The sequence below is a fragment of the Micromonospora sp. LOL_025 genome, assembly GCF_048060285.1.
GTDB lineage: Bacteria > Actinomycetota > Actinomycetes > Mycobacteriales > Micromonosporaceae > Micromonospora.
The window spans coordinates 361,456-385,800 of the sequence record NZ_JBHMIR010000004.1 but is presented as its reverse complement, the minus strand read 5'-3'; the positions used below and the strand labels follow the sequence as shown (position 1 = coordinate 385,800).

The window sequence follows — 24,345 nt, the reverse complement described above, 5'->3', positions numbered from 1 at the left end:
ACCCAACCGAGGGAAGGACGGGCCAGATGAGCCAGGCACCGGAGACCGCGCACGCCACGGACGCGGCGGAGACCGTGGAGACCCGCGGGGACGAGCGGGTCGACCTGCTGCGCGCCGACACCAACAACGACGGCCGCACCGACGTCTGGGTGGCCGACACCGACGGGGACGGCAAGCCCGACCTCTTCCAGTTCGACACCGACCACGACGGCAAGGTGGACATCACGATGGTCGACCTCGACGAGGACGGCACGCCCGACGAGGTGGTCGACGGCGACGGCGGCCTGCCGCCCGAGCAGCTCCCGCCGACCGTCCAGGTCTGACACCCGCGCCGGGTTCCCGCGTCCAGCGGGAATCCGGCGTCGGCGTTCCAGGGCCGCCGGCCGAGGTCTACGCGGCCCCTGTCGCGGTCGGGGCCTTGCGGTCAGCCGGCGAGGCGCAGCGTGGCCAGGTAGTACGGCGCGTCCCGGTCGTCCACGTCGGCCAGTCGCCAGCCGCTGCCCCGGACCAGCTCGGCCAGCTCGTCCGGGGAGCAGACCAGGTAGTCGAACCACTCGGTGCCCAGCTCCCGGTAGCGCAGCCGAAGCCGGAGCTGCCCACCGAACCGGCCCCGGCGCCGGTTGCGCTCGTGGTAGCCGGTGTGCACCGGGTCCCGGGTGCCGTACGGGTCGGTGCCGTGGGCGATGACCTGTGCGCCGGGCCGGGCCAGCGCGGCCAACGCGGCCAGCAGCGCCGGCCCCCGTTCCCGCCCCTCCAGCAGGCCGACGTTGTTGCCGAGCAGCAGGAACGTGTCGTAGCGGCGGCCGTCCGCGACGTGCGCGTCGACTGTGCCGTGCACCAGGTCGCGTACGCCCCGGCGGCGGCAGACGGCCAGCGCCCCGGCCGACGTGTCCAGCCCGGTGACGGGCACGCCCCGCTCCTGGAGCAGCAGCGCGATCCGACCCGCTCCGACGCCGACGTCCAGGGTCGCGCCCCGGACCCGGTCCACGGCACGGTGGTCGTACGGCTGCCAGTCCGCCGGCGGGTCCAGGTAGTGCGCGGCGGGCGCGCCGTTGATGAGCCCGTCGTCCCGCTCGATGATCTCGATGACCGGTCGCGGCAGCCGCCCGCCGGCCAGCGGCCGGGGGCCGACCCCGGTGGCCACGGCGTACGCGTCGCGCAGCATCTCTCCGAACACGTCACCGATCCGTGGCTGTGCCGTCACGGGCTTCACGCTATCCGGCCGGTCAGTCAGCCGCACCGGTCGTATCCTGGCGGGGTGACCACCCTGGACCGCCTCGGCGCGGAGAAGTACATCCTGCTCACGACGTTTCGCAAGGACGGTCGGGCGGTGCCGACCCCGGTCTGGGCGGTGCGCGACGGCGACGCGCTCTGGGTGTGGTCGGCGGCGGACGCCGGCAAGGTGAAGCGGATCCGGCGCAGTGGCGACGTGACGGTGGCACCGTGCGACGTCCGGGGCCGGCCGCACGGCGAGGCGGTCGCCGCCCACGCGACCCTCTGCGACGCGGCCGGCACGCGGCGGGTCCGTGAGCTGATCAAGCAGAAGTACCGGATGATCGGCCGGCTCAGCCTGCTCGGCAGCCGCCTGCGTCGCGGTGAGAGCGGCACGGTCGGCATCCGGGTCGTCCTCGCGGACGGGCCGACGGCCGGCGCCTGATCCGCGCCCCCGTCGCGTACGCGGGCGGGGTCCGGACACGACGGAGGGCGGCGGACCATGTCCGCCGCCCTCCGTTCACGCCTGTTTGACTCCCGGTCGGTCAGTCCCCCTGGCGCTGCTGGGGAATCTGTCCCTGCAACAGGGCCCTGACCTCCGACTCCCGGTACCGACGGTGGCCACCCAGCGTGCGGATGGCGCTGAGCTTGCCCGCCTTGGCCCACCGGGTCACCGTCTTCGGGTCGACACGGAACATCGACGCCACCTCGGCCGGTGTGAGTAGCGGCTCTGGTTCGTGCGTTCGCGATGCCATCGGTCACTCCTCCACATGTATAGACATCGGCCGGGGTCCCGCCGGCCGACGCGTCTCCCATGGTCCGGCTAGTCCCCGATGTCCGACATGGGCCGAACGGCCGAACGTCCCTAGACGGACGGATGAACCATGCCCGATTTATGCGACTTTTACACGGCAGAAAGTACCTTATTCGGACTCATGATCACGGTTCGTGATGCGTCGACTACGAACTCGCCTCAGCGTGGGAGCGCTCCCTGGGCGATTTCGTATCAGTTGCACCGTTCCAGCAACTGGATCGCCCGCCAGCGCGCGACCAGCCTGTCGTACGCCGCCGAGGCCTCCTCCGCCTCGCCCCGGGACAGCCCGGCGAGCCCGCTCGCCACCAGCTCGGGTGAGTCGTCGGCGGCCAGCGTCTCGTCCGACAGCAGCTCGACCAGGCCGCCGTAGTCCAGCTCCACCATCGAGCGGGGGTGGAACTCCTCCAGCCAGCGGGCAGCCTCCTCGACCGCCTCCGTGATCGGCGCGTCGCCGATCGACTTGCGCAGCACCGACAGGGCCCGCGACGAACGACGCCGTGCCTTGGAGATCTCCGTCCGGTAGCGCAGCGCCCGCCGCCCGGGGTGGGTCACGTGGTGCCGCTCCTCCGGGTCGAAGAGCACGAACCAGCGCAGCGGTACGCCCCACGTGGCGATCTGCTCGTGCACGCGCGGCACGCCGTGCTCCAGCACCCGCGCCCCGCTGCGCCAGTCCTCCACCACTGCCTTCGCCTGACCGGCGAGCACCGGCGGGACGAAGGCGTCGGCCAGCACCGGCGGCACCCCGTCGCGCGCGCTCAACGCCGCCTCGGCCACCCGGATGCGCAGGTTCCACGGGCAGACCAGCAGGGCCTCGTCGGTCTCCAGGACGTACGCCTCGTCCGGCAGGTCGGGCAGCCGGGTCCAGCCGGCGCCGAGCGCCTCCAGCACCGACGTCCGTTGCCGGCCCGGCCCCTCCACCGGTGCCACCGCCCGCCCCTGCTCGACGTAGCGCCGCCAGTACGCCTGGCGGTCCCGGTCGAAGGCGGTCAGCGGCTCGTACACGCGCAGGTATGAAGCGAAGAGCGACGGCACGGCGCGATCCTCCCACGAATTGGAACTCGGCCGTCGCCGGCGGCACGATCACGCGCGACGTGGGCGGCCGGACGGCGTCGGCCGATACTAGGCTCAGCGGCACCGGCAGCATCCCGCCGGCGGTCCACCGGTCCGCGTTCCACAAGGACGCACCCCACACCAGGAGCGAGTCATGGGCGTATTCGCCACCACCGAAGACCCGGGGTCCAGCGGTCACGAACAGGTCGTGTTCTGCCAGGACAAGCAGACCGGCCTCAAGGCGATCATCGGCATCTACTCCACCGCGCTCGGCCCCGCGCTCGGTGGGACCCGGTTCTACCCGTACGCCAGCGAGTCCGAGGCCCTCGCCGACGTGCTCGACCTCTCCCGGGGCATGGCCTACAAGAACGCCCTCGCCGGTCTGGACCTGGGCGGCGGCAAGGCGGTCATCTGGGGTGACCCCGAGCGGATCAAGAGCGAGGCGCTGCTGCGCGCGTACGGCCGCTTCGTGGAGTCCCTCGCCGGGCGCTACTACACCGCCTGCGACGTCGGCACCTACGTCGCCGACATGGACGTGATCGCCCGCGAGACCTCGTACGTCACGGGCCGCAGCGTCGAGCACGGCGGCGCCGGCGACTCCTCGATCCTCACCGCCTGGGGCGTGTTCCAGGGCATGCGGGCCGCGGCCGAGCACGTCTGGGGCGCCCCGACCCTCGCCGGTCGGCGGGTCGGCGTGGCCGGCCTGGGCAAGGTCGGCAAGTACCTCGTCGGCCACCTCATCGACGACGGCGCCGAGGTGGTGGCGACGGACGTCAACCCGAAGGCCCTGGAGTGGGCGCGCACCACCCACCCGCGGGTCGCGCTGGTCGACGACGCCGCCGCCCTGGTCGCCGCCGACATCGACGTGTACGCCCCGTGCGCGCTGGGCGGCGCGCTCAACGACGACACGGTGCCGGCGCTGCACGCCAAGGTGGTCGCCGGCGCGGCCAACAACCAGCTCGCCCACTCCGGCATCGAGAAGCTCCTCGCCGACCGCGGCATCCTCTACGCCCCGGACTACGTCGTGAACGCCGGCGGCGTGATCCAGGTGGCGGACGAGATCGAGGGCTTCAACTTCGACCGGGCCAAGCTGCGCGCGACCCGGATCTACGACACCACCCGGGAGATCCTGCGACTGGCCGACGCCGAGGGCGTGCCGCCGGCGGTCGCGGCGGACCGGCTGGCGGAGCGGCGGATGGCCGACGTCGGCCGGCTGCGCACGATCCACCTGCGCTGAGGGCCCCGGGGGCGGAGCGGCCGTTCCGCCCCCGGCCACGGCGGGCGGCCCGTCCCGTTAGGGTGGTTTGGACTGCTTTGCCCGGTGTCACGGGCGCTCCCCGCGCCGCTCCTTACCGGGTACAATCGGTGACGGCCGGATGACCGCGACGCGCGGTGTCGGTCGACGGTAACCCGAGGTGTCGAACGATGGCATCCCCATGTACCGTAAGAGCCACGAGAGATGCCTGACGTCATCGGGGCCCGCCTTCGGGCTGCCCCGCATTCTGTGCGAGGGGGTCGAGCCATGGGGCGCGGCCGTGCTAAGGCCAAGCAGACGAAGGTGGCCCGGGAGTTGAAGTACCACTCCCCGAACACCGACCTCACCGCCTTGCAGCGCGAACTGGCGGGTGCTGGTAAGTCTGAGCACAACTTCGACGACGACTACAAAGAGTATGTCGACGACGATGATGAGGATCACGCGGACGAAGACCCGGATCCCTGGGTACGTCCGCCCCGCTGACCTCCGGTAGCAGCTGAGCACGCGGTGATCGCCCGCGTGCTCACGCATGTGCCCATCGAAGCGGCGCCACGACCGACGATCAGGGACCTGCCCCGTCCCGGAGAGCCCTCCGGACGATCGACAGGTCCCTGATCACGGTCCGTGTCAGCGGGGACGGTTGTTCCAGTTGTAGAACGTCGGGATGTTCTCGAAGTGGTTCCAGGCGCACACGGCGCTCGCGCCGTCGCCGCCCGCCACCTCGGCCCGTAGTCGCCGCGCGGCCTCGGCCTCGTGGAGGAGTGCGGTGAGCCCCGGCGCGGCTTCCCGCACCCGGTCGGCTACCTCGTCCGGGGTGTCCGTCCTCCGGTCAGGATGCCGGTGACTGGTGGTCTCGGGCATGCTCCAACACTCCCTCCAGTAAGTGGATCTTGCTGTTGCGGCAGTGCGCGGTCTGCGTACCGTCGAAACGCCCCTGTTCGAAGTAGCGGTTGGCCGCGTGACCGCCGCCGCAGAACCCGAAGTAGGGGCAGGACGAACGGCACGCCTCGACGCCGGCGAGGAACTCGCCGACCCAGGGCGTCCGGTCCGCGTGGGCGAGGATCTCGACCAGCGGGGTGGCCAGCACGTTGCCGCTGCTGAAGTCGCCGTAGCGGACATCGGTGAAACCGGCCAGCTCCGGCGAGAGCACGATCACCGAGCCGTCGTGGCCGACGGTCGGGATCGGGTCCAACCGCCGGGGGAGCACATCGTCGGCGCTGCCGTCCAGGACCGCCGCGGCGTACCGCAGCGACCACTCGACCTCGCGCAGGTGGATCCGGGGCTCCCGGCGCCAGGCCGCCACCAGCTCCGCCCAGAAGGCGGTCACCAGCCGTGGATCGTGGGAGTTGTCGCGGAGGTTGACCCCCTCGGTCTCCTCGATGTTGACGCCCAGCACGTCACAGCCCAGGTCGAGGAAGTAGTCGTACAGCTCGGTGGCGAGGCCCGGCCCGGGGCGGCCCACCACCGCCAGCGCCGAGAACGGCAGGCCGTGCCGGCGCAGCGCCGCCACCCCGCGCAGGATCCGGTCGTACGCGGGCCCGCCGCCCCGGGTGACCCGGTCGCCGTTGCGTTCCCGCGGGCCGTCCACGCTCACGCTCACCCGCACCCCGTGCTCGACGAAGAACGCGCACCAGGCGTCGTCGATCAGCGTGGCGTTGGTCTGGACGTGGTGCTCGACCTCGGGCCCGAAGGGCGCGATCAGCGCGGCGAGGTGCTCCCGGCCGGCCGCCAGCGGCTCGCCGCCGTGCCACACCACCGAGAAGCGGCCCGCCGCCGCCCAGGGGTTGACCGACGCGGCCACCGCCTCGGCCACCGGCACCGGCATCCGCCGATCGGCCGCACGGAACGGCAGGTAGCAGTAGGCGCAGTCCAGGTTGCAGAGGGTGGTGGGCTGCATGACCACGTACGAGGGGACGGCGGCCAGGCCGCGCATCCCGCTGAACGGCAGTCCCCGAGCAGCCATTGCCCTCCTCCGTGCCTGAAGGGCTGTCGGGGAACCCGGGCGGGCGGCCCCGACAGCTCTGAGGGTGCCCTTCAGGCTAGGCGGCGACGGCCACTTGGGTGAAGCCCTGATCAGGTGCCCGTACGGTCACCGGGAGTCGATCAGCCCCTGGTGTGCTGGCCGATCATCTGCACGTTGCCGGAGCCCTCGATGATCTCGCCGGCCTGCCACGCGTCGACGCCCCGGCCCGTCAGGGTGGCCAGCGCGCGGTCCGCGTCCTCGGCGGAGACGATCGCGAACATGCCGACGCCCATGTTGAAGGTCGCCTCCATCTCCGGGTCCTCGATCCGCCCCTTGGACTGGATCAGGTCGAAGATCGGCTGCGGCTTCCAGGTGGACCGGTTGACCACCGCGTCGACGTGCTCGGGGAGCACCCGGACCAGGTTGCCGGGGATGCCGCCGCCGGTGACGTGGGCGATGGAGCGCACCTCGGCCTCGGCGATGAGCTTCAGGCAGTCCTGCGCGTAGATCTTCGTCGGGGTGAGCAGTTCCTCGCCGAGGGTGCGCTGCCGGCCGAAGTCGTCGATCACCACGTCGAGCCGCATCCGGCCGGCGCCCAGCAGCACGTGGCGCACCAGGGAGTAGCCGTTGGAGTGCAGGCCGGAGGAGCGCATCGCGATGACCACGTCACCCACCTCGACCCGGTCCGGGCTGAGGATGTCGCTCTCCTCCACCACACCGACGCCGGTGGCGGAGATGTCGTACTCGTCCGGACGCAGCACGCCCGGATGCTCGGCGGTCTCGCCGCCCAGCAGGGCGCAGCCGGCGTACCGGCAGCCGTCGGCGATGCCCGCGCCGATCTCGGCGACCCGGTCCGGCACGACCTCGCCGGTGGCGATGTAGTCGAGCAGGAAGAGCGGCTCGGCGCCGCACGCCACCAGGTCGTCGACGACCATCGCGACCAGGTCGATGCCGACCGTGTCGTGGATGTCCATCTGCTGCGCGATCACCAGCTTGGTGCCCACGCCGTCGGTGGACGAGGCCAGGATGGGGTTCTTGTACTTCTTCGTGTCCAGCCGGAACAGGCCGGCGAAGCCGCCCAGGTCGCCCATCACCTCGGGACGCCGCGTCTGCTTCACCTTCGACTTCAGCAGCTCGACCGCGCGGTCGCCCGCCTCGATCGAGACCCCGGCGTCCGCGTACGAGACCGAGCGTTTGCGCGCCTGACGGCCGGCGCCGGCCGTCCAGGGCTGGCGGTCGTCGCCGGCGCCGGTCGGGCTGCTTCCTGCGCCGCTGCGCTCGGACACGTGCGTCACGGTTCTCCCCCTTGGTTCTGGCGCCGCGCCGGCGGTGACCGGGCCGCGCCGGGTGGTGCTACGGGCGGTGTGTGGTCACGCCGCCCGGAGTGGCGACGAGCGGGGCGGTGTGCTCCGGGGTGTCGGACGCCTGCGCGGCGACCCGCCGACCCACCCCTTCGAGCACGTGCTTGCCGATCAGGTTGCCGGCGGGCAGCTCGATCGGGTACTCCCCGTCGAAGCACGCACGGCACAGCCGGGTCTTCGGCTGCTCGGTGGCGGCGATCAGGCCCGGGAGCGACACGTAGCCGAGCGTGTCCGCCCCGATGGAGCGCCGGATGCCGTCGTTGTCCAGCCCGTTGGCCAGCAGCTCGGCGCGGGTGGCGAAGTCGATGCCGTAGAAGCACGGCCAGTTGACCGGCGGCGAGGAGATTCGCACGTGCACCTCCAGCGCGCCGGCCTCGCGCAGCATCCGCACGATCGCCCGCTGGGTGTTGCCGCGCACGATCGAGTCGTCGACCACGACCAGCCGCTTGCCCCGGACGTTCTCCCGCAGCGGGTTGAGCTTGAGCCGGATGCCGAGCTGGCGCAGGGTCTGCGACGGCTGGATGAAGGTGCGCCCGACGTACGGGTTCTTCATCAGGCCGGCGCCGTAGGTGATGCCCGACTCCTCGGCGTAGCCGATCGCGGCCGGGGTGCCGGACTCCGGCACCGGGATGACCAGGTCGGCCTCGACCGGGTGTTCCTTGGCCAGCTGGCGACCGATCTGCACCCGGGCGGAGTGCACGTTGCGGCCGGCGATGGTGGCGTCCGGGCGGGCGATGTAGACGTACTCGAAGAGGCAGCCCTTGGGCTCCGGGGCGGCGAACCGGCTGGAGCGCAGGCCGTCCTCGTCGATCGCGATCAGCTCGCCGGGCTCGACCTCGCGGACCACGCTCGCACCGACGATGTCCAGCGCGGCGGTCTCGCTGGCCACCACCCAGCCGCGCTCCAGCCGGCCCAGCACCAGCGGGCGCACGCCGTGCGGGTCACGGGCCGCGTAGAGGGTCGACTCGTCCATGAACACGAAGCTGAAGGCGCCCCGCAGCTGCGGCAGCACCTCCAGCGCCGCCGCCTCGACCGACAGGTCCGGGCGGCTGGCCAGCAGCATCGTCACCAGGGAGGTGTCGTTGGTCGAGCCGTCGGCGACGAGGCCCCGCTCGGCGACCTCGCGCTGGAGCTCCGCGGTGTTGACCAGGTTGCCGTTGTGGGCCAGGGCGATGGTGGTGCCCGACGTGGTGGACCGGATGGTCGGCTGGGCGTTTTCCCAGGTCGATCCGCCGGTGGTGGAGTAGCGGGCGTGCCCGATCGCCACGTGCCCGCGCAGGCTGGCCAGGGTCGGCTCGTCGAAGACCTGGGCGACCAGGCCGAGGTCCTTGTAGACCACCACGCCCGAGCCGTCGCTGACCGCGATGCCCGCGGCCTCCTGGCCACGGTGCTGGAGGGCGTAGAGCCCGAAGTAGGTCAGGTTGGCGACCTCCTCCCCGGGCGCCCAGACGCCGAAGACGCCGCACGCGTCCTGGGGGCCTGGTCGTTGGGGATCAAGGTCGTGGCTCAGCCGGCCGTCGCCTCGGGGCACCTGCGCTCCCTCATGCTGATCTGGACCGGCCTTGCGGAATCACGCGGGGGCGGATCCGCACTCCTCGACCGGGACCACTGTCGTCGCCTGACAGTGTACGCGAATCCGTGTCGATACAGAAAGTCACGATCCGCCTCCAACCTGTCACCTGTCGATGCGTATCGCCGCAGCTAGAGCGGCAGGTGCGCGGAGAGATCCGCCCGGATTCCGCTCACCCGTACGCGACCCTCGGTGATCGCGTCGGCCCAGTCGAGCCGTCCGGTGGCCACCGCCAGCCAGGTCTCGGGCTCCATCTCGACGACGTTCGCAGGGGTGCCACGGGTGTGTCGGGGACCGGGAACGCACTGAACTGCGCCGTAAGGTGGGACACGCACCTCCACCGATCGGCCGGGGGCGCGCTCCGCGAGGACGGTCAACAGGGCACGGACCGCCTCCCGGAGGACCGGTCGTTCGGGCGTACGCCCCTCGTCGAGCGCCGACAACGCCGCCGCGACCGCGGCGGACTTAATGTGCGGAGAGGACACGACGGGACGATACGGCTTCAACGCGCCGCGTCCGACGCTGGCCCTGGGTCGCGCCGATCCGGTCAGACAAGGCATAGTTGCCGACGGCGTATTCGTACCGTGATGATCCCCGGCCCGGCGCCTCGCCGCCGAGGGAAGTCAGTCCGGAAGGCGGTGGACGTGTCAACACACCGACGTGCCTGGAAGCAGCGGGCCGGTGTGGTCGTGGCGCTGGTTGTCGGCGCTCTGCTCGCCGTCCCCGCCACACCAGCCCTGGCCGCCGACGTCACGGTGTCGCCCGGCTCGGTCACCGTCAACGCCGGCAGCGACGCCGCCGTCACCGTGCAGGTGACCCCCCGCGACGGCGACGAGAAGGTCCAGATCAGCCTCGCCGGCCTGCCGAGCGGCGTGAGCTGCGCCGGCGGTTGCGGGGAGATCGACTTCAACAACGACCGGCCGAGGTCCCAGCTGCTGCGGCTCCGGGCCAACGACAACGCCGGCGACGCCAACGTCACCGTGACCGTGGCGGCCGAGGGCGACAAGTCCGGCCCCGGCACCGCCACCTTCCAGCTCGGCGTGAAGGGCAAGGCCCAGCCGTCCGAGCCCGCGCAGGCACAGACCGTCAAGTCGGTCTCCGGCAAGGTCGTCGCCCAGGCCAACGGCAAGGCCGTGCCGAACGCCGTGGTCATGCTCCAGGACGGCGCCGGCAAGAAGCGCGACACGATCAGTGACGACGACGGCAACTTCCGCTTCACCGGCAGCAGCGAGAAGCCGATCGCGCCCGGCCGGCTCGCCGTCGGCGCCAGCGTCGGTGAGGTCTACGCCACCAAGAGCTTCGACGCGTCCGCCGGGCAGAGCGTCACCGGCCAGCGCATCGCCCTGGCGATCAAGGTCGAGACGACCCCGAGCGCGACCCCTTCGGCCAGCGAGGAGCCCCTCCCCTCCGACGAGCCCGTCGAGGAGACGCCCGAGGAGAGCGCCGAGGCGACCCCGGGCGCGGCGGCCAACGCCAGCAACGAGGACTCCGGCGGCATGGGCTCCTGGCTGATCATCCTGCTCGGCGGCCTGCTCGTCGCCGCCGGTGTCGGCACCATCGTGCTGCTCTGGATGCGGCGCAAGGACAGCGGCGACGAGGCCGACGACGACGCCCCGGCGGGCGCCGCGGCCGGTGCGGTCCCGGCGGCGCGCGGGGCGTTCCGGGGCGCGGACGACCAGACCCGGGTGGTCAACCGCGTCGGTGCCACGCCGGATCCGACGATGGTCGGCGGCACCGCGCTCAGCGACGCCCCGACGATGATGCACCGCCCCGTGGTCGACGACGTGCCGCCGGACCCGTACGGGGCTCCCCCGCAGCCCTACGGCGCGGCGGGCAACCAGCAGGGCTGGGGCGGCAGCGGCTACGGCGACGAGCCGGCCGGCGCGGGTGGCTACGGCGGTGCCGGCTACGGCAACGCGCCCGCCTCCGGCGGCGGCTACGGCAGCGGCGGAGCCGGCGGCGGCTACGGCAACGCACCGTCCTCGGGAAGCGGCTACGGCAACGCGCCCGCCTCGGGCGGCGGCTACGGCAGCAACGACTACGGCGCTCCGGCGGGTGCGGCCGGCGCGGCGGGTGCCGCGGGCTACCCGCCGGCGGGCGGCGGCCGGGGCTACGGCGAGCGGTACGACGAGCCGACCGGCCGCTACACCGGCGACGCCACGCAGTATCCGGCCCCGGCCGACCCGTACGCGACCGGCGTCTACCAGCCGGAGCAGGGTCAGGGCTACGGCCAGTCCGAGCTGGGCGGGTACGGCCGGGGCGGCGAGCCGACCGGCGGTTACGACCAGCCGGGCGGCGGCTACGAGCGGGGCAGCTACGGCCAGCCCGGTGGCTACGGCCAGGAGCCTCCGGCGCCACGCGACGGCTACGGCCAGCCGGGCGGCTACGACCAGCCCACCTCGTACGACAACCAGGGCGGCTACGGCCAGGGCGGCTACGGCCAGGAGCCCCCGCAGCAGCGCGGCGGCTACGAGGACCGCGAAGGCTACGGCCAGGGTGGCTACGGTCAGCCGGGCGGCTACGAGGACCCGCAGACCGGTCGCGGTCGCCCGGACGGCCCACCGCAGCAGGACCGGGGTGGCCGCCGGCTGGACTGGCTGGACGACTGACCCGCTCGGGGGACGGGCCCCCGACGACAGCACCACGGCGAGGGCCGTCCGGAGATCCGGGCGGCCCTCGCCGCCGTTCCGGCCTTTCGGACCAGGTAGGACGCGCGGTTGCGGGAAGGTCAGGCGGCGGAGAAGACGCCCTGGCGCAGCACCGGGACCACGGCCGAGACGCCGACCCGGACGGCGACCTCCACGTCCCCGGCGAAGCCGCCCTCGATGAGTTCGCGGCCGGACACGCTGCCGCAGACCGCGGCGGGCACGTCGGGGGTGCTGGCCAGCGCGGCGAGGGCCATGGCCGCCTCCACGGAGAGGCCGCCGGGCACACCCGACAGGGCGTCCAGCACGCAGGCCGCCCCGAGCTGGTCCTCCACGCAGGGGCGCAGGGAGCCGTCCGGCCAGCGCTCGCCCGAGGCGATCACGCCGATCGGCGCGTCCGTCGTGCCGTACCCCTGCTGGTCCAGCCAACGGCCGACGGCGCGCGCGTTGCGCAGGCAGGCCGCGACCACCGGCAGCCCGGTCGCGCTGGCCGCCGCGCTGATCGCCGAGCCGTTCGGCGACGGCAGCACCAGATCGGCGACGACCGGCGCGGTGGTCAGCGCCGCCGACGAGAGCGACCACGGATGCTCCGGGGTCGTCTGCCGGCGGCCCACCGCCGCGACCGCGCCGACCCGCCGGGCGTAGTCGGCCGCCTGCTCGCCCCACGGGAACGGGTGCACCCGCATGCCGCGCCCGACCGCGACGTCCACGGCGGTGGTGAACGACAGCACGTCCACCACCACCAGCACCGCGCACACCCGGCCCAGCTCGGCCGCCCCCGTCACCCCCCAGTCGAAGCGGGCGCCGGAACCGGGTTGGACGTGGACGGCAGCGGCCACCGCCTCAGCGCCGACCGGGCTCGGTGTCGCCGGACCCGGGAGCCGACGCCCCGCCCGCCTCGGCCGGCTGGTCGGCGGCCTCGGCCGCCGGCTGCTCCGGGCCGGGCGCGACGGCCTCCGCCAGGGCTGCCGCCTCGGCCGGGGTCACCGGCTCGACGGCACCGGTCGACGGGACCGGCCCGAAGGACGCGATCGGCTCGCTCACGACGGCCGACGGGTCCACGGGCTCCACCCCGGTCGATTCGGCGACGGGCAGCGGCACGGCCTCGACGGCCCCCGCCACACCGGTGGCCGGCGCGGGCACCTCGACGACCCCCGCGCCCCCGAAGAGGCGCGGCAGCGTCGCGCCGTGCGCGGCCCGCAGCTCGTCCAGGCCGATCCGGAACTGGCCGTGCACCTCCAGTGCGCCGCCGGTCGGGTCGGTGACGCCGATCAGCTCGAACGGCACGCCGCGCTCGGCGCAGAGGGCGGTGAACGCCTTCTCGCGGCCGCGCGGCACCGACACCAGGACCCGGCCGGCGGACTCGCTGAACAGGTAGACGAACGGCATCGAGCCGCCCTCGAACCGCTCCGGCACCGCGATCCGGGCGCCGACGCCGCGCCGCAGGCAGGACTCCACCAGGCTCTGCGCGAGGCCACCGTCGGAGAGGTCGTGCGCGGCGCTGAGGTGCCCGACCCGCGCGGCCTCCGCCAGCAGGTCGGCCAAGAGCCGCTCGCGGGCCAGGTCGACCTGCGGGGGTACGCCGCCGAGGTGCTCGTGGGTGACCCAGGCCCACTCCGAGCCGGAGAGTTCCACGTGCGTCTCGCCGAGCAGGAAGATCTGGTCGTGGTCGCCGCTCGGCCGGGGCACGAAGCCCATCGGCACCCGGTCGGCCACGTCGTCGAGCACACCGAGCACACCGACCACCGGGGTCGGGTGGATCGGCGCGGCGCCCGTCTGGTTGTAGAAGCTGACGTTGCCGCCGGTGACCGGGATGCCCAGCTCGGCGCAGCCGTCCGCCAGGCCGCGCACGGCCTCGGCGAACTGCCACATCACGCCCGGGTCCTCCGGCGAGCCGAAGTTGAGACAGTTGGTGACGGCGATCGGCTTCGCGCCGGTCACGGCCACGTTCCGGTACGCCTCCGCCAGCGCGAGCTTCGTGCCGTGGTACGGGTCGAGCCGTGCGTACCGGCCGTTGCCGTCCACCGACAGCGCCACGCCGAGCCCGGTCCGCTCGTCGATCCGGATCACGCCGGAGTCCTCCGGCTGGGCGAGCACGGTGTTGCCCAGCACGTAGCGGTCGTACTGCTCGGTGACCCAGGTCTTGTCGGCCAGGTTGGGCGAGGCGATCATGCGCAGCACGGTCTCGCGCAGCGCCTCCGGGTCGGCCGGCCGGGGCAGCGTCTCCGCGCGGTCGGCCTGGAGCAGGATCAGGTCGGCCGGCTCGCGCATCGGGCGGGCGTAGACCGGGCCGTCGTCGACCAGCGAGCCCGGCGGCACGTCCACCACCAACTGGTCGTGCCAGGTGATCAGCAGCCGGCCGGGCTGTCCGTCCGGCGCCGGCGGGGTGACCTCGCCGATCGCGGTGGCCCAGACGCCCCACTTCTCGGCGGTCTTGAGCACCGCTTCGAGCTTCTCCGGCTCGACGACCAGCAGCATCCGCTCCTGGGACTCGCTGGCCAGGATCTCGTGCGGCTCCATCGAGGGCTCGCGCAGCGGCACGCGCTCCAGCCAGACCCGCATGCCGGTGCCGGCCGCCGCGGCGGTCTCGGTCAGCGCGCAGGTGAGGCCGGCGCCGCCGAGGTCCTGGATGCCGACGACCAGCCGGGCGTCGTAGAGCTCCAGGCATGCCTCGATGAGCAGCTTCTCCATGAACGGGTCGCCGACCTGCACCGACGGGCGGCGCTTCTCGCTGCCCTCGTCGAAGGTGGCGCTGGCCAGCACCGACACGCCGCCGATGCCGTCCCGGCCGGTCCTGGCGCCCATCAGCACGACGACGTTGCCCGGGCCGGCGGCGGCCTTGTTCTGCAGCCGGTCGACCGGCAGCACGCCGAGGCAGAGCGCGTTGACCAGCGGGTTGCCCTGGTAGCAGGGGTCGAAGACGACCTCGCCGCCGATGTTCGGCAGGCCCAGGCAGTTGCCGTAGCCGCCCACGCCGGCCACGACGCCGGGCAGCACCCGGGCGGTGTCGGGGTGGTCGGCGGCGCCGAAGCGCAGCGGGTCCATCACCGCGACCGGGCGGGCACCCATGGCGAGGATGTCCCGGACGATGCCGCCGACGCCGGTGGCCGCGCCCTGGTAGGGCTCGACGAAGCTCGGGTGGTTGTGCGACTCGACCTTGAAGGTCACCGCCAGCTCGTCGGAGACCTGCACCACACCGGCGTTCTCGCCGATGCCGGCGAGCAGCCGGTCGCTCGGCGGGGCCTTCTCGCCGAACTGGCGCAGGTGCACCTTGCTCGACTTGTAGGAGCAGTGCTCGCTCCACATGATCGAGTACATCGCCAGCTCGGCCTGGGTGGGCCGCCGGTCGAGGATGTGCCGGATCCGCTCGTACTCGTCGTCGCGGAGCCCGAGCTCGGCGTACGGCTGGAGCTCACCGGGGGTGTCCCCGGCGCGCGGCACGGTGTCCAGGCCGTCGGCCCAGTCGGCGGTCGCCGGCCCGGGACGCCCGGCCGGCGGCGCGACGGCGGCCGGACGCGGCTCCACCGGCTGCGCCGGGGCGGCCGGGAAGGCCTCCGGGTTATCCCGTACCTCGTCCGGATGGGTGGTCATGACCTCTCCTCGCTGCGCTCGCGTCCGCCCGACGGGCGGGTGAGCCGACCGATGATGCCGCGCACGGTCACGCCGGCGTCCCCACCAGGTGCTTGAGCACCGAGGTGAAGAAGCCGAGACCGTCCAGGGAGGGGCCCGTGAGCGCCTCCACCGCGTGCTCGGGATGCGGCATGATGCCGACCACGTTGCCGGCGGGGTTCGTGATCGCGGCGATGTCGCGCTGCGACCCGTTGGGGTTGCCGCCGACGTAGCGGGCGACCACCCGGCCCTCGGCTTCGAGCTGGTCGAGCGTCGCGGTGTCGGCGACGTAGCAGCCCTCGCCGTTCTTGACCGGGATCAGCACCTCCTGGCCGGGCTGGAACGTGTTCGTCCACGCGGTGCCGGCCGACTCGATGCGCAGGACCTGGTCGCGGTTGCGGAAGTGCAGGTGCTGGTTGCGGGTGAGCGCCCCGGGCAGCAGGTGGGCCTCGCAGAGGATCTGGAAGCCGTTGCAGATGCCGAGCACGGGCAGGCCGCCCCGGGCCGCGTCCACGATCGTGCCCATCACCGGCGCGAACCGGGCGATGGCGCCGCAGCGCAGGTAGTCGCCGTAGGAGAAGCCGCCGGGCAGGACGACGGCGTCCACCCCGTGCAGCTGCGGGTCACCGTGCCAGAGGCGGACCGGCTCGGCGCCCGCGATCCGGACGGCCCGGGCCGCGTCCCCGTCGTCGAGCGAGCCGGGGAAGGTGACCACACCGACCCGGGCGGTCACGAGCGGGCGTCCACGGTCTCGTCGGCCTCGGCCACGCGGACCGTGAAGTCCTCGATGACCGGGTTGGCGAGCAGCTTGTCGGCGATCTCCCGGGCCCGGTCCAGGTCCGGTTCACCGGTGAATTCGATCTCGATCCGCCTGCCGATCCGAACCGAGGCGACGTCGCTGACGCCGAGCCGGGGCAGCGCGTTTGCGACGGCCTGGCCCTGGGGATCGAGGATCTCGGGCTTGAGCATGACGTCGACGACGACGCGAGGCACTGGGCACTCCTGACTGTGTACGCAGTTGGGTGCCGACCCACAACGGGCGAGCGCAGCCAGCCTACCTGGCAGATACCGCCCCGGACGCACCGGCCGGACGCAGTTCAGGCAGTGATCGACATTCCCGGCGCGGGGCCCGGGGACCGATGCGGGTTCGTTGCGATCCCGATGCCCATCCGTTGTCGACCGGCCCGTTTCGCCCCGCTCCGCCGGGCCGCGTGGCACCCGACCGTCGCCCGTCCCGCCATACCGTCTCATCCATCATTTCCGATGGATCTCTTGTGAACGACATCTCAGGGGCCCTACCGTACATCGTCGTACGTCGATCGGACGTCGGGCCACCCCCGCCCGCCGGCCGACAGCTCGACCCGGTGAACCCGGGCCCCGTCCCCGAAGGAGCCCCCATGCGCATCCGATCCATGATCGCGGTACTGGCCACCGCAGCGGCCGGTCTGCTCGGCGCCAGCTCCGGCGCCCTCGCCGCACCCGTCAGCCCGTACATCATCGGCGGCGGCACCGTCTCGTCGGCCCCGTGGGCCGCCGCCGTACTCAGCAACGGCTCGTTCACCTGCTCCGGCACGATCATCGCGCCGCAGTGGGTGCTCACCGCCCGGCACTGCGTCAACGGCACGATGTCCGTCCGGGTCGGCAGCGTCAACCGCACCTCCGGCGGCCAGACCCGCACCGTCAGCGCCAGCTACGGCCGGTACGACCTGGCCCTGCTGCGCCTGTCCAGCTCGGTGAGCACCTCGTACGTCACGCTCGCCAACAGCAACCCGCCGATCAACTCGACCAACTCGATCTACGGCTGGGGCATGACCTGCTACAGCGGCTGCTCCGCCTCGACCCAGCTGAAGACCGCGTCGGTCCGGGTGACCAGCAACAGCGCCACCGACGCGTACGGCGGGCAGGCGATCCGGAGCACCCGGATCAACGGCAACGCCTGGCGGGGCGACTCGGGCGGCCCGCAGTTCTACAACGGCGCGCAGGTCGGCGTCGCCTCCACCGCCGACGGCCAGAGCATCCAGAACTACGGCAGCGTCGCGTACAACCGGGCCTGGATCTCCCAGACGGCCGGTGTCTGACGGTTAGCGCCACGGTAGGCGCGGATGGTCGGCGGCGCGCCGACCGTCCGCGCCGCGCCGTTTTGCAGCATCCGATCAGGTGAACAAGGCCCACGATCGGGCGCCTCGTCACCCTGACAGCATCGGAAGCGTGCTGGTCGTGACGACGGAGCAACTGCCCGGGTACGAGATCCGCCAGATCCTCGGCGAAGTGGTGTCATCGATGGCCAGGACGCGGAACCCGTACCGCGAGGGGGTCAAGAACCTGCGCGGTGGCGCGTACGACCCGATGGCCCCGGACAACCTCACCCGGTGGCGTACGGACTTGGTGGCCCGGCTCGGCGAGGAGGCCCGCCGCATCGGCGCGAACGCCGTGGTGGGGATGCGCTTCGACAGCCGGGACTGCGGCGAGATGTGGATGGAGATCTGCGCGTACGGCACGGCCGTCGTCGTGGCGCCCAAGATGCCCGACGTCATGCCGCCCGACCAGCCGCTGGTCGCCGCCGAGACCGCGCACGACCCGGCCTTCGCCGAGTCCCCGGGCGGCATCGCCGAACCGGCGAGCGCCCCCAACCTCCGCTCGGCCGCGGAAACCCCCACCCGAGACTGACCCACCCACCGACCCCACCCACCCCACCCCACCCCAACCCCGGTGATCATGAGGTTAACGGCGAAGTCGATCTCTAAAACCGCCGCCAACCTCATGATCACCGCGTAGAGGATGGGGGGTGGGGGGTGGGTCAGAGGATGGGGGGTGGGGTGTAGGTGGCGACCTCGGGGTGGGCGTTCACGACCGTGGCGACGCGGCGGGCGACGGCCTCGACCTGGGCCGGGGCGGCGCCGACGAAGGCGGTGCGGTCGGCGACGAGGGCGTCGATCTCGCCACGGGTCAGGCCCAGCCGGCCGTCCGCCGCCAGGCGGTCGAAGAGGTCGTTCTCGGCGGCGCCCTTCTCGCGCATGGCCAGGGCCACCGCGACCGCGTGCTCCTTGATCACCTCGTGGGCGACCTCGCGGCCGACACCGCGCCGGACCGCCGCCACCAGGATCTTCGTGGTGGCCAGGAACGGCAGGAAGCGCTCCAGCTCCCGGTTGATCACCGCCGGGTACGCGCCGAACTCGTCGAGCACGGTGAGGAAGGTCTGGAACAGCCCGTCGGCGGCGAAGAACGCGTCCGGCAGGGCGACCCGGCGGACCACCGAGCAGGAGACGTCCCCCTCGTTCCACTGGTCGCCGGCCAGCTCGCCGACCATCGACAGATAACCCCGGATGATCACCGCGAAGCCGTTGACCCGCTCGCTGGAGCGGGTGTTCATCTTGTGCGGCATCGCGCTGGAGCCCACCTGGCCCGGCTTGAAACCCTCGGTGGCCAGCTCCTGGCCGACCATCAGCCGGATCGTGGTCGCCAGCGACGACGGGGCGGCGGCGACCTGGGCCAGGGTGGAGAGCACCGCCAGGTCGATCGAGCGCGGGTAGACCTGCCCGACGCTGTCGAGGACCCGGCTGAAGCCGAGGTGCCCCGCGACCCGGCGCTCCAGCTCCGCCACCCGCTCGGCGTCGCCGTCGAAGAGGTCGAGCTGGTCGGCGGCGGTGCCGACCGGGCCCTTGATGCCCCGCAGCGGGTACCAGTTGATGAGGTCTTCCAGCCGCTCGTACGCGATGAGCAGTTCTTCCGCGGCCGACGCGAAGCGCTTGCCCAGCGTGGTGGCCTGCGCCGCGACGTTGTGCGACCGGCCGGTCATGACCAGGTCGGAGTGCTCGACGGCGAGCCGGGCCAGCCGGGCCAGGGTGGCGACCACGCGGTCGCGGATCAGCTCCAGCGAGCGGCGCACCTGGAGCTGCTCGACGTTCTCGGTGAGGTCCCGGGAGGTCATCCCCTTGTGCACGTGCTCGTGCCCGGCGAGCGCGCTGAACTCCTCGATCCGGGCCTTCACGTCGTGCCGGGTGACCCGCTCCCGCTCGGCGATCGAGGCCAGGTCGATCTGGTCGAGCACCCCCTCGTACGCCTCGACGACGCCGTCGGGCACGGGGACGCCGAGGTCCCGCTGGGCCCGGAGCACGGCGAGCCAGAGCCGCCGCTCCATCCGGATCTTCTCCTCGGGCGACCAGAGGGCGACCAGCTCGGGTGAGGCGTACCGGTTGGCGAGCACGTTCGGAATCGTCACGTACCTCAGTCTTTCACGTCGCCTGTGACGGCCCGGACGAGGACGTCCGCCCGCCCGACTGCGCGGACACCGTGCTCGACCGGGTGGGGATGCCGGACCGGATCCACGAGCGGGCGGCCGAGATCCAGGAACAGCTCACCGCCCGGGGCACCCACCGCTCGGCCGGCGCCGTCGACCTGCTGATCGCGGCGACGGCCGAACACCAGGGCCTGTCCCTGCTGCACTACGACCGTGACTTCGACCAGATCTCCGAAGTGACCGGTCAACCCGTGCGATGGCTCGCCCCGGCCGGCACGATCAAGTAGGTCCCGAACCAACTCGTGCCAGCCGGGCATCCGCCGCCGACTCCACCCTGCCGCGGCCCGGGTCACCAGGCGGGGCGGGCGGCCGGGTCGAGGGCGAGGTCCCGGAGCTGCTCCGGGGTGAGCACGAACCGCCCGTCACGGCTGTGCAGCGAGATCCTGATCCAGGTGCCGTCGCGGTGCAGCACGTCGACCCCCCGGAAGTGGGTGACGTCGCCGCCCCCAACGGCTTCCCGGACGCGCGCGGTCTCCCGGACGCGCGCGGTCTCCCGGACGCGCGCGCCGTCCGGCCCCGCCGACAGGCCGCACGAGTCGAAGGTCTGCTTGTCGCAGTCCATGACGTCGCGGTTCATGCCCGGCTGCGGCTCGGCCAACGCCAGGGCCGACAACTCGTTGCTGAACGCGCCGGTGGGGTCGACCGGGTAGGCGTGCGCCGAGAAACCGACGTTGCGGTAGTCCTCGTACGCGCCCCCGACCGGCGCGTCGCCGGCCGGTGCCGTCGGAAGGACGTCGCGACTCACCGCGGTCAGTGGCACCCACCGGACTCCGGGCGCCCGCGCGACGAAGGCCGCTGCCACCCCACCCTGGTAGCGCTCGGCCGCCTCCGTGGGCAGCAGCTGGTTGCTCTTGCGGTGCGGGGGCCGCGAGGCGGTTGCCGAGGGCGCCGGCTGCAGGTCCGGACGGTCGACCACCAGGCCCGCGCCGAGCACCAGCGCGAGCACCCCGCCGGCCGCCGAGGCGTACGCCCCGAGCCGGCGCGTGCGGACCAGCCGGCGCTGCCGCAGGATCACCCCGTCCAGGTCGATCGAGGTGGGCGGCGGATCGCCGATCGCCGCGTCGAAGATCTCCCGGTACGTCACGCGAACCTCCCCGTTCTCAGAGCCGGCTGGTCCACGGCCAGCAGGCGTAGTGATTCCAACGCTCTGGCGGCCTGGCTCTTCACCGTGCCGGTGGTGACGCCCAGGATCTGCGCGGTGTCCTCCACGGAGAGGTCGCAGTAGAAGCGCAGCACCAGCACCGCGCGCCGCCGCTCGGGCAGCTTCCCGAGCAGGTCGAGCAGCAGCTCCCGGTCGGCCAGGTCGGGTTCGCTGTCCGGCGCGGCATCGTCGGGGACCTCGTCGGTGCTGCGTTCGCGCCGCCACGGCCGCCGCCGCTCGTCCAGCCACGCGCGCGTGAGCACCTGCCGGACGTACGCGTCGACGTTCTCCGCCGCGCGGACCCGGGGCCAGGCCCGGTAGAGCTTGCCCAGCGTGATGGAGACGAGGTCGTCGGCGGTGTGCCAGTCCCGGCAGAGCAGGTACGCCGTGCGGCGTAGGTGCTCCAGCCGGGCCTCGACGAACTGCCGGTACTCGTCCTCGTCCGCCCGCTTCACCTGTTCCGCCTTCGCCGCCTCATGTCCAAGGGACGGAGAGCGGGGCCGGGCAGGTTGCCCGGGTCAGCGTTCGAGGATGGCGGTCACGCCCTGGCCGCCGGCGGCGCAGATGGAGATCAGGCCCCGCCCGCCGCCCTTCTCCGCCAGCAGCTTCGCCAGGGTCGCCACGATCCGCCCGCCGGTGGCCGCGAACGGGTGCCCGGCGGCCAGCGACGAGCCGTTGACGTTCAACTTCTCCCGGTCGATCGCGCCGAGCGGGGCGTCCAGCCCCAGCCGGTCCTTGCAGAACTCCGGGGACTCCCAGGCGGCGAGGGTGGCCAGCACCTGCGAGGCGAACGCCTCGTGGATCTCGTAGAAGTCGAAGTCCTGGAGGGTCAGCCCGGCCCGGGACAGCATCCGGGGCACCGCGTACGCGGGGGCCATCAGCAGCCCCTCGTCGCCGTGCACGAAGTCGACGGCGGCGGTCTCCGACCAGGAGAACCACGCCAGCACGGGCAGGCTGTGCGCGCGGGCCCACTCCTCGCTGGCCAGCAGCACCGTCGAGGCGCCGTCGGTCAGCGGCGACGAGTTGCCGGCGGTCATGGTCGCCGCCTCGGCGTCGGGCCCCTTGGCGCCGAAGACCGGCTTCAGCGAGCCGAGCCGCTCCAGGCTGGTGTCGGGGCGCAGGTTCGCATCCCGGGTCAGCCCCAGGTAGGGGGTCAGCAGGTCGTCGAAGAACCCCCGGTCGTACGCGGCGGCGAGCCGCTGGTGCGAGCGCAGCGCCAGCTCGTCCTGGGCCTGCCGGTCGATCTGCCAGCGCAACGCCGTGCGGGCGGCGTGCTCCCCCATCGACAGCCCGGTACGCGGCTCCGCGTTGCGCGGGATCTCCGGCCTGAACGGCTGGGTGGGACGCAGCTTCGCGGCGATCCTCAGCCGCTCGCCGAGGGTGCGGGCGCTGTTGAGCCGGAGCAGCGTGCGGCGCATCTCCTCGTTGACCGCGAGCGGCGCGTCGGAGGTGGTGTCCACGCCGCCGGCGATGCCGACGTCGATCTGCCCGAGGGCGATCTTGTTGGCGACCAGGATGGCCGCCTCCAGCCCGGTGCCGCATGCCTGCTGGATGTCGTACGCCGGGGTGTGCGGGTCGAGCTTCGAGCCGAGCACGACCTCGCGGGTCAGGTTGAAGTCCTTCGCGTGCTTGAGCACCGCGCCGGCCACCACCTCGCCGACGCGCTGGCCGGCCAGGCCGAACCGGGCGACGAGCCCGTCCAGCGCGGCGCCCAGCATGTCGGCGTTCGACGCGCTGGCGTACCGCGAGTTGGACCGCGCGAAGGGGATGCGGTTGCCGCCGATGACCGCCACCCGCCGGATGCTCTGCACGATCCCGCCTCCTCGAAAGACTTGCTCTCAACCTACTCGCCAGTAGGCTACGCCTATGACCGACAGGTACGCGAGCTTCGTCCGATCGGGGGCCGGTCGTGCGCTGGTCAAGCGCCTCGGGCTGCCCGACCCGCCGCGACTGCGCCGGCACGCCCCCGGCGACCCCGTCGTGCCCGGCCCCGTCCTGCTGGGCGCCGCGACCGGCGGCCGGCTCGCCGAACCGGTCGGCAAGCTCCTGACCGCCGCCGGGGTCGAGCTGCGCGATCCCGGCGCCGTGGAGTCCACCGGGCGCTTCGCCGCCCTGGTGTACGACGCCACCGGCGTCACCGACTCCGGCGAGCTGCGGCAGCTGTACGACTTCTTCCACCCGCACGCCCGGTCGGTGCTGCCCAGCGGCCGGGTCGTCGTGCTCGGCACCCCGCCCGACGAGTGCGGCTCCCCCCGGGAGGCGACCGCCCAGCGGGCCCTGGAGGGGCTGACCCGCAGCATCGGCAAGGAGTTCGGCCGGGGCGTCACCGCCCAGCTCGTCCACGTCACCAAGGATCCCGACGCCGGCACCTGGACCGGCGTGGAGGCGACCCTGCGGTTCCTGCTCTCCGGCCGGTCCGCGTACGTCTCCGGGCAGGTGGTCCGGGTCGGCGCCGGCACGGCCGAGGCGCCGGCCGACTGGGACCGCCCGCTGGACGGGCAGGTCGTGCTGGTCACCGGGGCCGCCCGGGGCATCGGCGCGGCGCTGGCCCGGGTGCTGGCCCGCGACGGCGCCCGGGTCGTCGCGCTGGACATCCCGGCCGCTGGGGACGAGCTGGCGGCGGTCGCCAACGAGATCGGCGGCACGGCCGTCCAGCTCGACCTGACCGCCCCCGACGCCCCGGCCCGGCTCGCCGCGCACCTCGCCGACCGACACGGCCGGGTCGACGTGGTCGTGCACAACGCCGGCATCACCCGCGACAAGACCCTCGGCCGGATGGACGCCGACCGGTGGGACTCGGTGCTCGACGTCAACCTCTCCAGCCAGGAGCGGATCAACGACGTGCTGCTGGAGCGGGAGCTGATCCCGGCCGGCGGCCGGATCGTCTCGGTCTCCTCGATCGCCGGCATCGCCGGCAACCGGGGCCAGACCAACTACGCCACCAGCAAGGCGGGCGTGATCGGGCTGGTGGAGTCGCTCGCCCCGGCGCTGCGCGAACGGCAGATCAGCGTCAACGCGGTCGCCCCCGGGTTCATCGAGACCCGGCTGACCGCGCGCATCCCGCTGGTGCTGCGCGAGGCGGGCCGGCGAATGAACAGCATGTCCCAGGGCGGGCTGCCGGTGGACGTCGCCGAGACCATCGGCTGGCTGGCCTGGCCGGCGACCGGCGCGGTCAGCGGCAACGTCGTCCGGGTCTGCGGCCAGAGTCTGCTGGGGGCGTGATGGCGAGGCGAGAACGACCGGCACCGGACCCGGACGACCTGTCGGTGCACGAGCTGATCGACGGCCCGACCGAGATCCTGTCGCAGGGCACCCTGGACGCGATCCGCGCGCCGGAGACGTCCGGCCACGACCTGAGCCTCGAACAGACGCACGACCTCTCCGCCTCCGCCGCCGAGGCGACGCAGGACCTCTCGGGCCGGGGCCCG

Annotated in this window: 24 protein-coding genes and 1 pseudogene; 9 read left to right on the top strand and 16 right to left on the bottom strand. The window is 73.1% G+C overall.

What is annotated here, in order from left to right:
* Positions 1-26 precede the first annotated feature (26 nt).
* A complete protein-coding gene (locus tag ACFHW0_RS08640; RefSeq protein WP_121397222.1) occupies positions 27-323 on the top strand; it encodes a hypothetical protein in 297 nt (98 codons plus the stop codon).
* 101 nt (positions 324-424) lie between these two features.
* Here ACFHW0_RS08640 and ACFHW0_RS08635 read toward each other — a convergent pair whose 3' ends face one another.
* Complete coding sequence (locus ACFHW0_RS08635) at positions 425-1,204, bottom strand: class I SAM-dependent methyltransferase (protein ID WP_416606685.1); 780 nt, start codon at positions 1,202-1,204, stop codon at positions 425-427.
* A gap of 54 nt (positions 1,205-1,258) precedes the next feature.
* On the opposite strand from ACFHW0_RS08635, the gene ACFHW0_RS08630 reads away from it, so the two are divergent.
* Positions 1,259-1,657 carry a PPOX class F420-dependent oxidoreductase gene (locus ACFHW0_RS08630; protein WP_416606683.1) on the top strand — a complete coding sequence of 133 codons (399 nt, stop codon included), beginning with the start codon at positions 1,259-1,261 and terminating at the stop codon, positions 1,655-1,657.
* Positions 1,658-1,757: 100 nt separating this feature from the next.
* Here ACFHW0_RS08630 and ACFHW0_RS08625 read toward each other — a convergent pair whose 3' ends face one another.
* Positions 1,758-1,967 (bottom strand): BldC family transcriptional regulator, encoded by a 210-nt coding sequence (locus ACFHW0_RS08625; protein ID WP_007073996.1) that lies wholly within the window; start codon positions 1,965-1,967, stop codon positions 1,758-1,760.
* A gap of 251 nt (positions 1,968-2,218) precedes the next feature.
* On the bottom strand, positions 2,219-3,058 hold the full coding sequence (locus ACFHW0_RS08620; RefSeq protein ID WP_121397224.1) for a hypothetical protein: 840 nt from the start codon (positions 3,056-3,058) through the stop codon (positions 2,219-2,221).
* Positions 3,059-3,230: 172 nt separating this feature from the next.
* On the opposite strand from ACFHW0_RS08620, the gene ACFHW0_RS08615 reads away from it, so the two are divergent.
* Positions 3,231-4,313 carry a Glu/Leu/Phe/Val family dehydrogenase gene (locus ACFHW0_RS08615; RefSeq protein WP_416606681.1) on the top strand — a complete coding sequence of 361 codons (1,083 nt, stop codon included), beginning with the start codon at positions 3,231-3,233 and terminating at the stop codon, positions 4,311-4,313.
* A gap of 285 nt (positions 4,314-4,598) precedes the next feature.
* Positions 4,599-4,814, top strand: a complete 216-nt coding sequence (locus tag ACFHW0_RS08610) for a DUF3073 domain-containing protein (protein ID WP_089002617.1) — start codon at positions 4,599-4,601, stop codon at positions 4,812-4,814.
* Positions 4,815-4,958: 144 nt separating this feature from the next.
* Here ACFHW0_RS08610 and amcA read toward each other — a convergent pair whose 3' ends face one another.
* From amcA to ACFHW0_RS08585, 5 genes are all read right to left on the bottom strand, one after another.
* Positions 4,959-5,192, bottom strand: coding sequence for a multiple cyclophane-containing RiPP AmcA (gene amcA, locus ACFHW0_RS08605; protein ID WP_151455707.1), 234 nt, complete (start codon positions 5,190-5,192; stop codon positions 4,959-4,961).
* Positions 5,161-6,264, bottom strand: coding sequence for a cyclophane-forming radical SAM peptide maturase AmcB (gene amcB / locus ACFHW0_RS08600; protein ID WP_416606736.1), 1,104 nt, complete (start codon positions 6,262-6,264; stop codon positions 5,161-5,163). Before amcB ends, amcA begins: the two co-directional genes overlap by 32 nt.
* A 170-nt stretch (positions 6,265-6,434) precedes the next feature.
* Positions 6,435-7,589 carry a phosphoribosylformylglycinamidine cyclo-ligase gene (gene purM, locus ACFHW0_RS08595; RefSeq protein WP_121397228.1) on the bottom strand — a complete coding sequence of 385 codons (1,155 nt, stop codon included), beginning with the start codon at positions 7,587-7,589 and terminating at the stop codon, positions 6,435-6,437.
* Positions 7,590-7,647: 58 nt separating this feature from the next.
* Positions 7,648-9,186, bottom strand: a complete 1,539-nt coding sequence (gene purF / locus ACFHW0_RS08590) for an amidophosphoribosyltransferase (RefSeq protein ID WP_121397229.1) — start codon at positions 9,184-9,186, stop codon at positions 7,648-7,650.
* A 170-nt stretch (positions 9,187-9,356) separates the two neighbouring features.
* Positions 9,357-9,710 carry a sterol carrier family protein gene (locus ACFHW0_RS08585; protein ID WP_416606678.1) on the bottom strand — a complete coding sequence of 118 codons (354 nt, stop codon included), beginning with the start codon at positions 9,708-9,710 and terminating at the stop codon, positions 9,357-9,359.
* A 102-nt stretch (positions 9,711-9,812) separates the two neighbouring features.
* Between ACFHW0_RS08585 and ACFHW0_RS08580 the strand changes: the two genes are divergently transcribed.
* Positions 9,813-11,834 (top strand): carboxypeptidase-like regulatory domain-containing protein, encoded by a 2,022-nt coding sequence (locus ACFHW0_RS08580; protein WP_416606676.1) that lies wholly within the window; start codon positions 9,813-9,815, stop codon positions 11,832-11,834.
* Between the two features lie 119 nt (positions 11,835-11,953).
* Here the strand turns inward: ACFHW0_RS08580 and ACFHW0_RS08575 are convergent, their stop codons facing one another.
* The 4 genes from ACFHW0_RS08575 to purS all read right to left on the bottom strand — a co-directional run bounded on the left by ACFHW0_RS08575 (position 11,954) and on the right by purS (position 16,472).
* On the bottom strand, positions 11,954-12,709 hold the full coding sequence (locus tag ACFHW0_RS08575; RefSeq protein WP_416606674.1) for a 2-phosphosulfolactate phosphatase: 756 nt from the start codon (positions 12,707-12,709) through the stop codon (positions 11,954-11,956).
* A 4-nt stretch (positions 12,710-12,713) separates the two neighbouring features.
* Positions 12,714-15,461, bottom strand: a complete 2,748-nt coding sequence (gene purL, locus ACFHW0_RS08570; protein WP_416606672.1) for a phosphoribosylformylglycinamidine synthase subunit PurL — start codon at positions 15,459-15,461, stop codon at positions 12,714-12,716.
* 67 nt (positions 15,462-15,528) lie between these two features.
* Positions 15,529-16,212 (bottom strand): phosphoribosylformylglycinamidine synthase subunit PurQ, encoded by a 684-nt coding sequence (gene purQ / locus ACFHW0_RS08565; protein WP_121397233.1) that lies wholly within the window; start codon positions 16,210-16,212, stop codon positions 15,529-15,531.
* The gene (gene purS / locus ACFHW0_RS08560) at positions 16,209-16,472 is read right to left on the bottom strand and encodes a phosphoribosylformylglycinamidine synthase subunit PurS (RefSeq protein ID WP_121397234.1); all 264 of its coding nucleotides are present in this window, start codon (positions 16,470-16,472) and stop codon (positions 16,209-16,211) included. The genes purQ and purS overlap by 4 nt, the downstream gene beginning before the upstream one ends.
* 404 nt (positions 16,473-16,876) lie before the next feature.
* On the opposite strand from purS, the gene ACFHW0_RS08555 reads away from it, so the two are divergent.
* A complete protein-coding gene (locus ACFHW0_RS08555) occupies positions 16,877-17,557 on the top strand; it encodes a S1 family peptidase (protein ID WP_416606670.1) in 681 nt (226 codons plus the stop codon).
* Positions 17,558-17,581: 24 nt separating this feature from the next.
* Positions 17,582-18,146, top strand: a pseudogene (locus ACFHW0_RS08550) (YbjQ family protein).
* A gap of 130 nt (positions 18,147-18,276) precedes the next feature.
* Here the strand turns inward: ACFHW0_RS08550 and purB are convergent.
* Positions 18,277-19,698 carry an adenylosuccinate lyase gene (gene purB / locus ACFHW0_RS08545; protein WP_416606668.1) on the bottom strand — a complete coding sequence of 474 codons (1,422 nt, stop codon included), beginning with the start codon at positions 19,696-19,698 and terminating at the stop codon, positions 18,277-18,279.
* Positions 19,699-19,787: 89 nt separating this feature from the next.
* On the opposite strand from purB, the gene ACFHW0_RS08540 reads away from it, so the two are divergent.
* Positions 19,788-20,003: a PIN domain-containing protein gene (locus ACFHW0_RS08540; RefSeq protein ID WP_416606735.1), complete on the top strand. Its 216-nt coding sequence runs from the start codon at positions 19,788-19,790 to the stop codon at positions 20,001-20,003.
* 62 nt (positions 20,004-20,065) lie between these two features.
* Here the strand turns inward: ACFHW0_RS08540 and ACFHW0_RS08535 are convergent, their stop codons facing one another.
* The 3 genes from ACFHW0_RS08535 to ACFHW0_RS08525 all read right to left on the bottom strand — a co-directional run bounded on the left by ACFHW0_RS08535 (position 20,066) and on the right by ACFHW0_RS08525 (position 22,728).
* Positions 20,066-20,860: a hypothetical protein gene (locus tag ACFHW0_RS08535; RefSeq protein ID WP_416606666.1), complete on the bottom strand. Its 795-nt coding sequence runs from the start codon at positions 20,858-20,860 to the stop codon at positions 20,066-20,068.
* Positions 20,857-21,372: a SigE family RNA polymerase sigma factor gene (locus tag ACFHW0_RS08530; protein ID WP_416606664.1), complete on the bottom strand. Its 516-nt coding sequence runs from the start codon at positions 21,370-21,372 to the stop codon at positions 20,857-20,859. Before ACFHW0_RS08530 ends, ACFHW0_RS08535 begins: the two co-directional genes overlap by 4 nt.
* 63 nt (positions 21,373-21,435) lie before the next feature.
* Positions 21,436-22,728, bottom strand: a complete 1,293-nt coding sequence (locus ACFHW0_RS08525) for an acetyl-CoA C-acetyltransferase (RefSeq protein ID WP_416606662.1) — start codon at positions 22,726-22,728, stop codon at positions 21,436-21,438.
* A 55-nt stretch (positions 22,729-22,783) separates the two neighbouring features.
* Here ACFHW0_RS08525 and ACFHW0_RS08520 point away from each other — a divergent pair, with 55 nt between their 5' ends.
* On the top strand, positions 22,784-24,139 hold the full coding sequence (locus tag ACFHW0_RS08520; RefSeq protein WP_416606660.1) for a 3-oxoacyl-ACP reductase: 1,356 nt from the start codon (positions 22,784-22,786) through the stop codon (positions 24,137-24,139).
* Positions 24,140-24,345 lie beyond the last annotated feature (206 nt).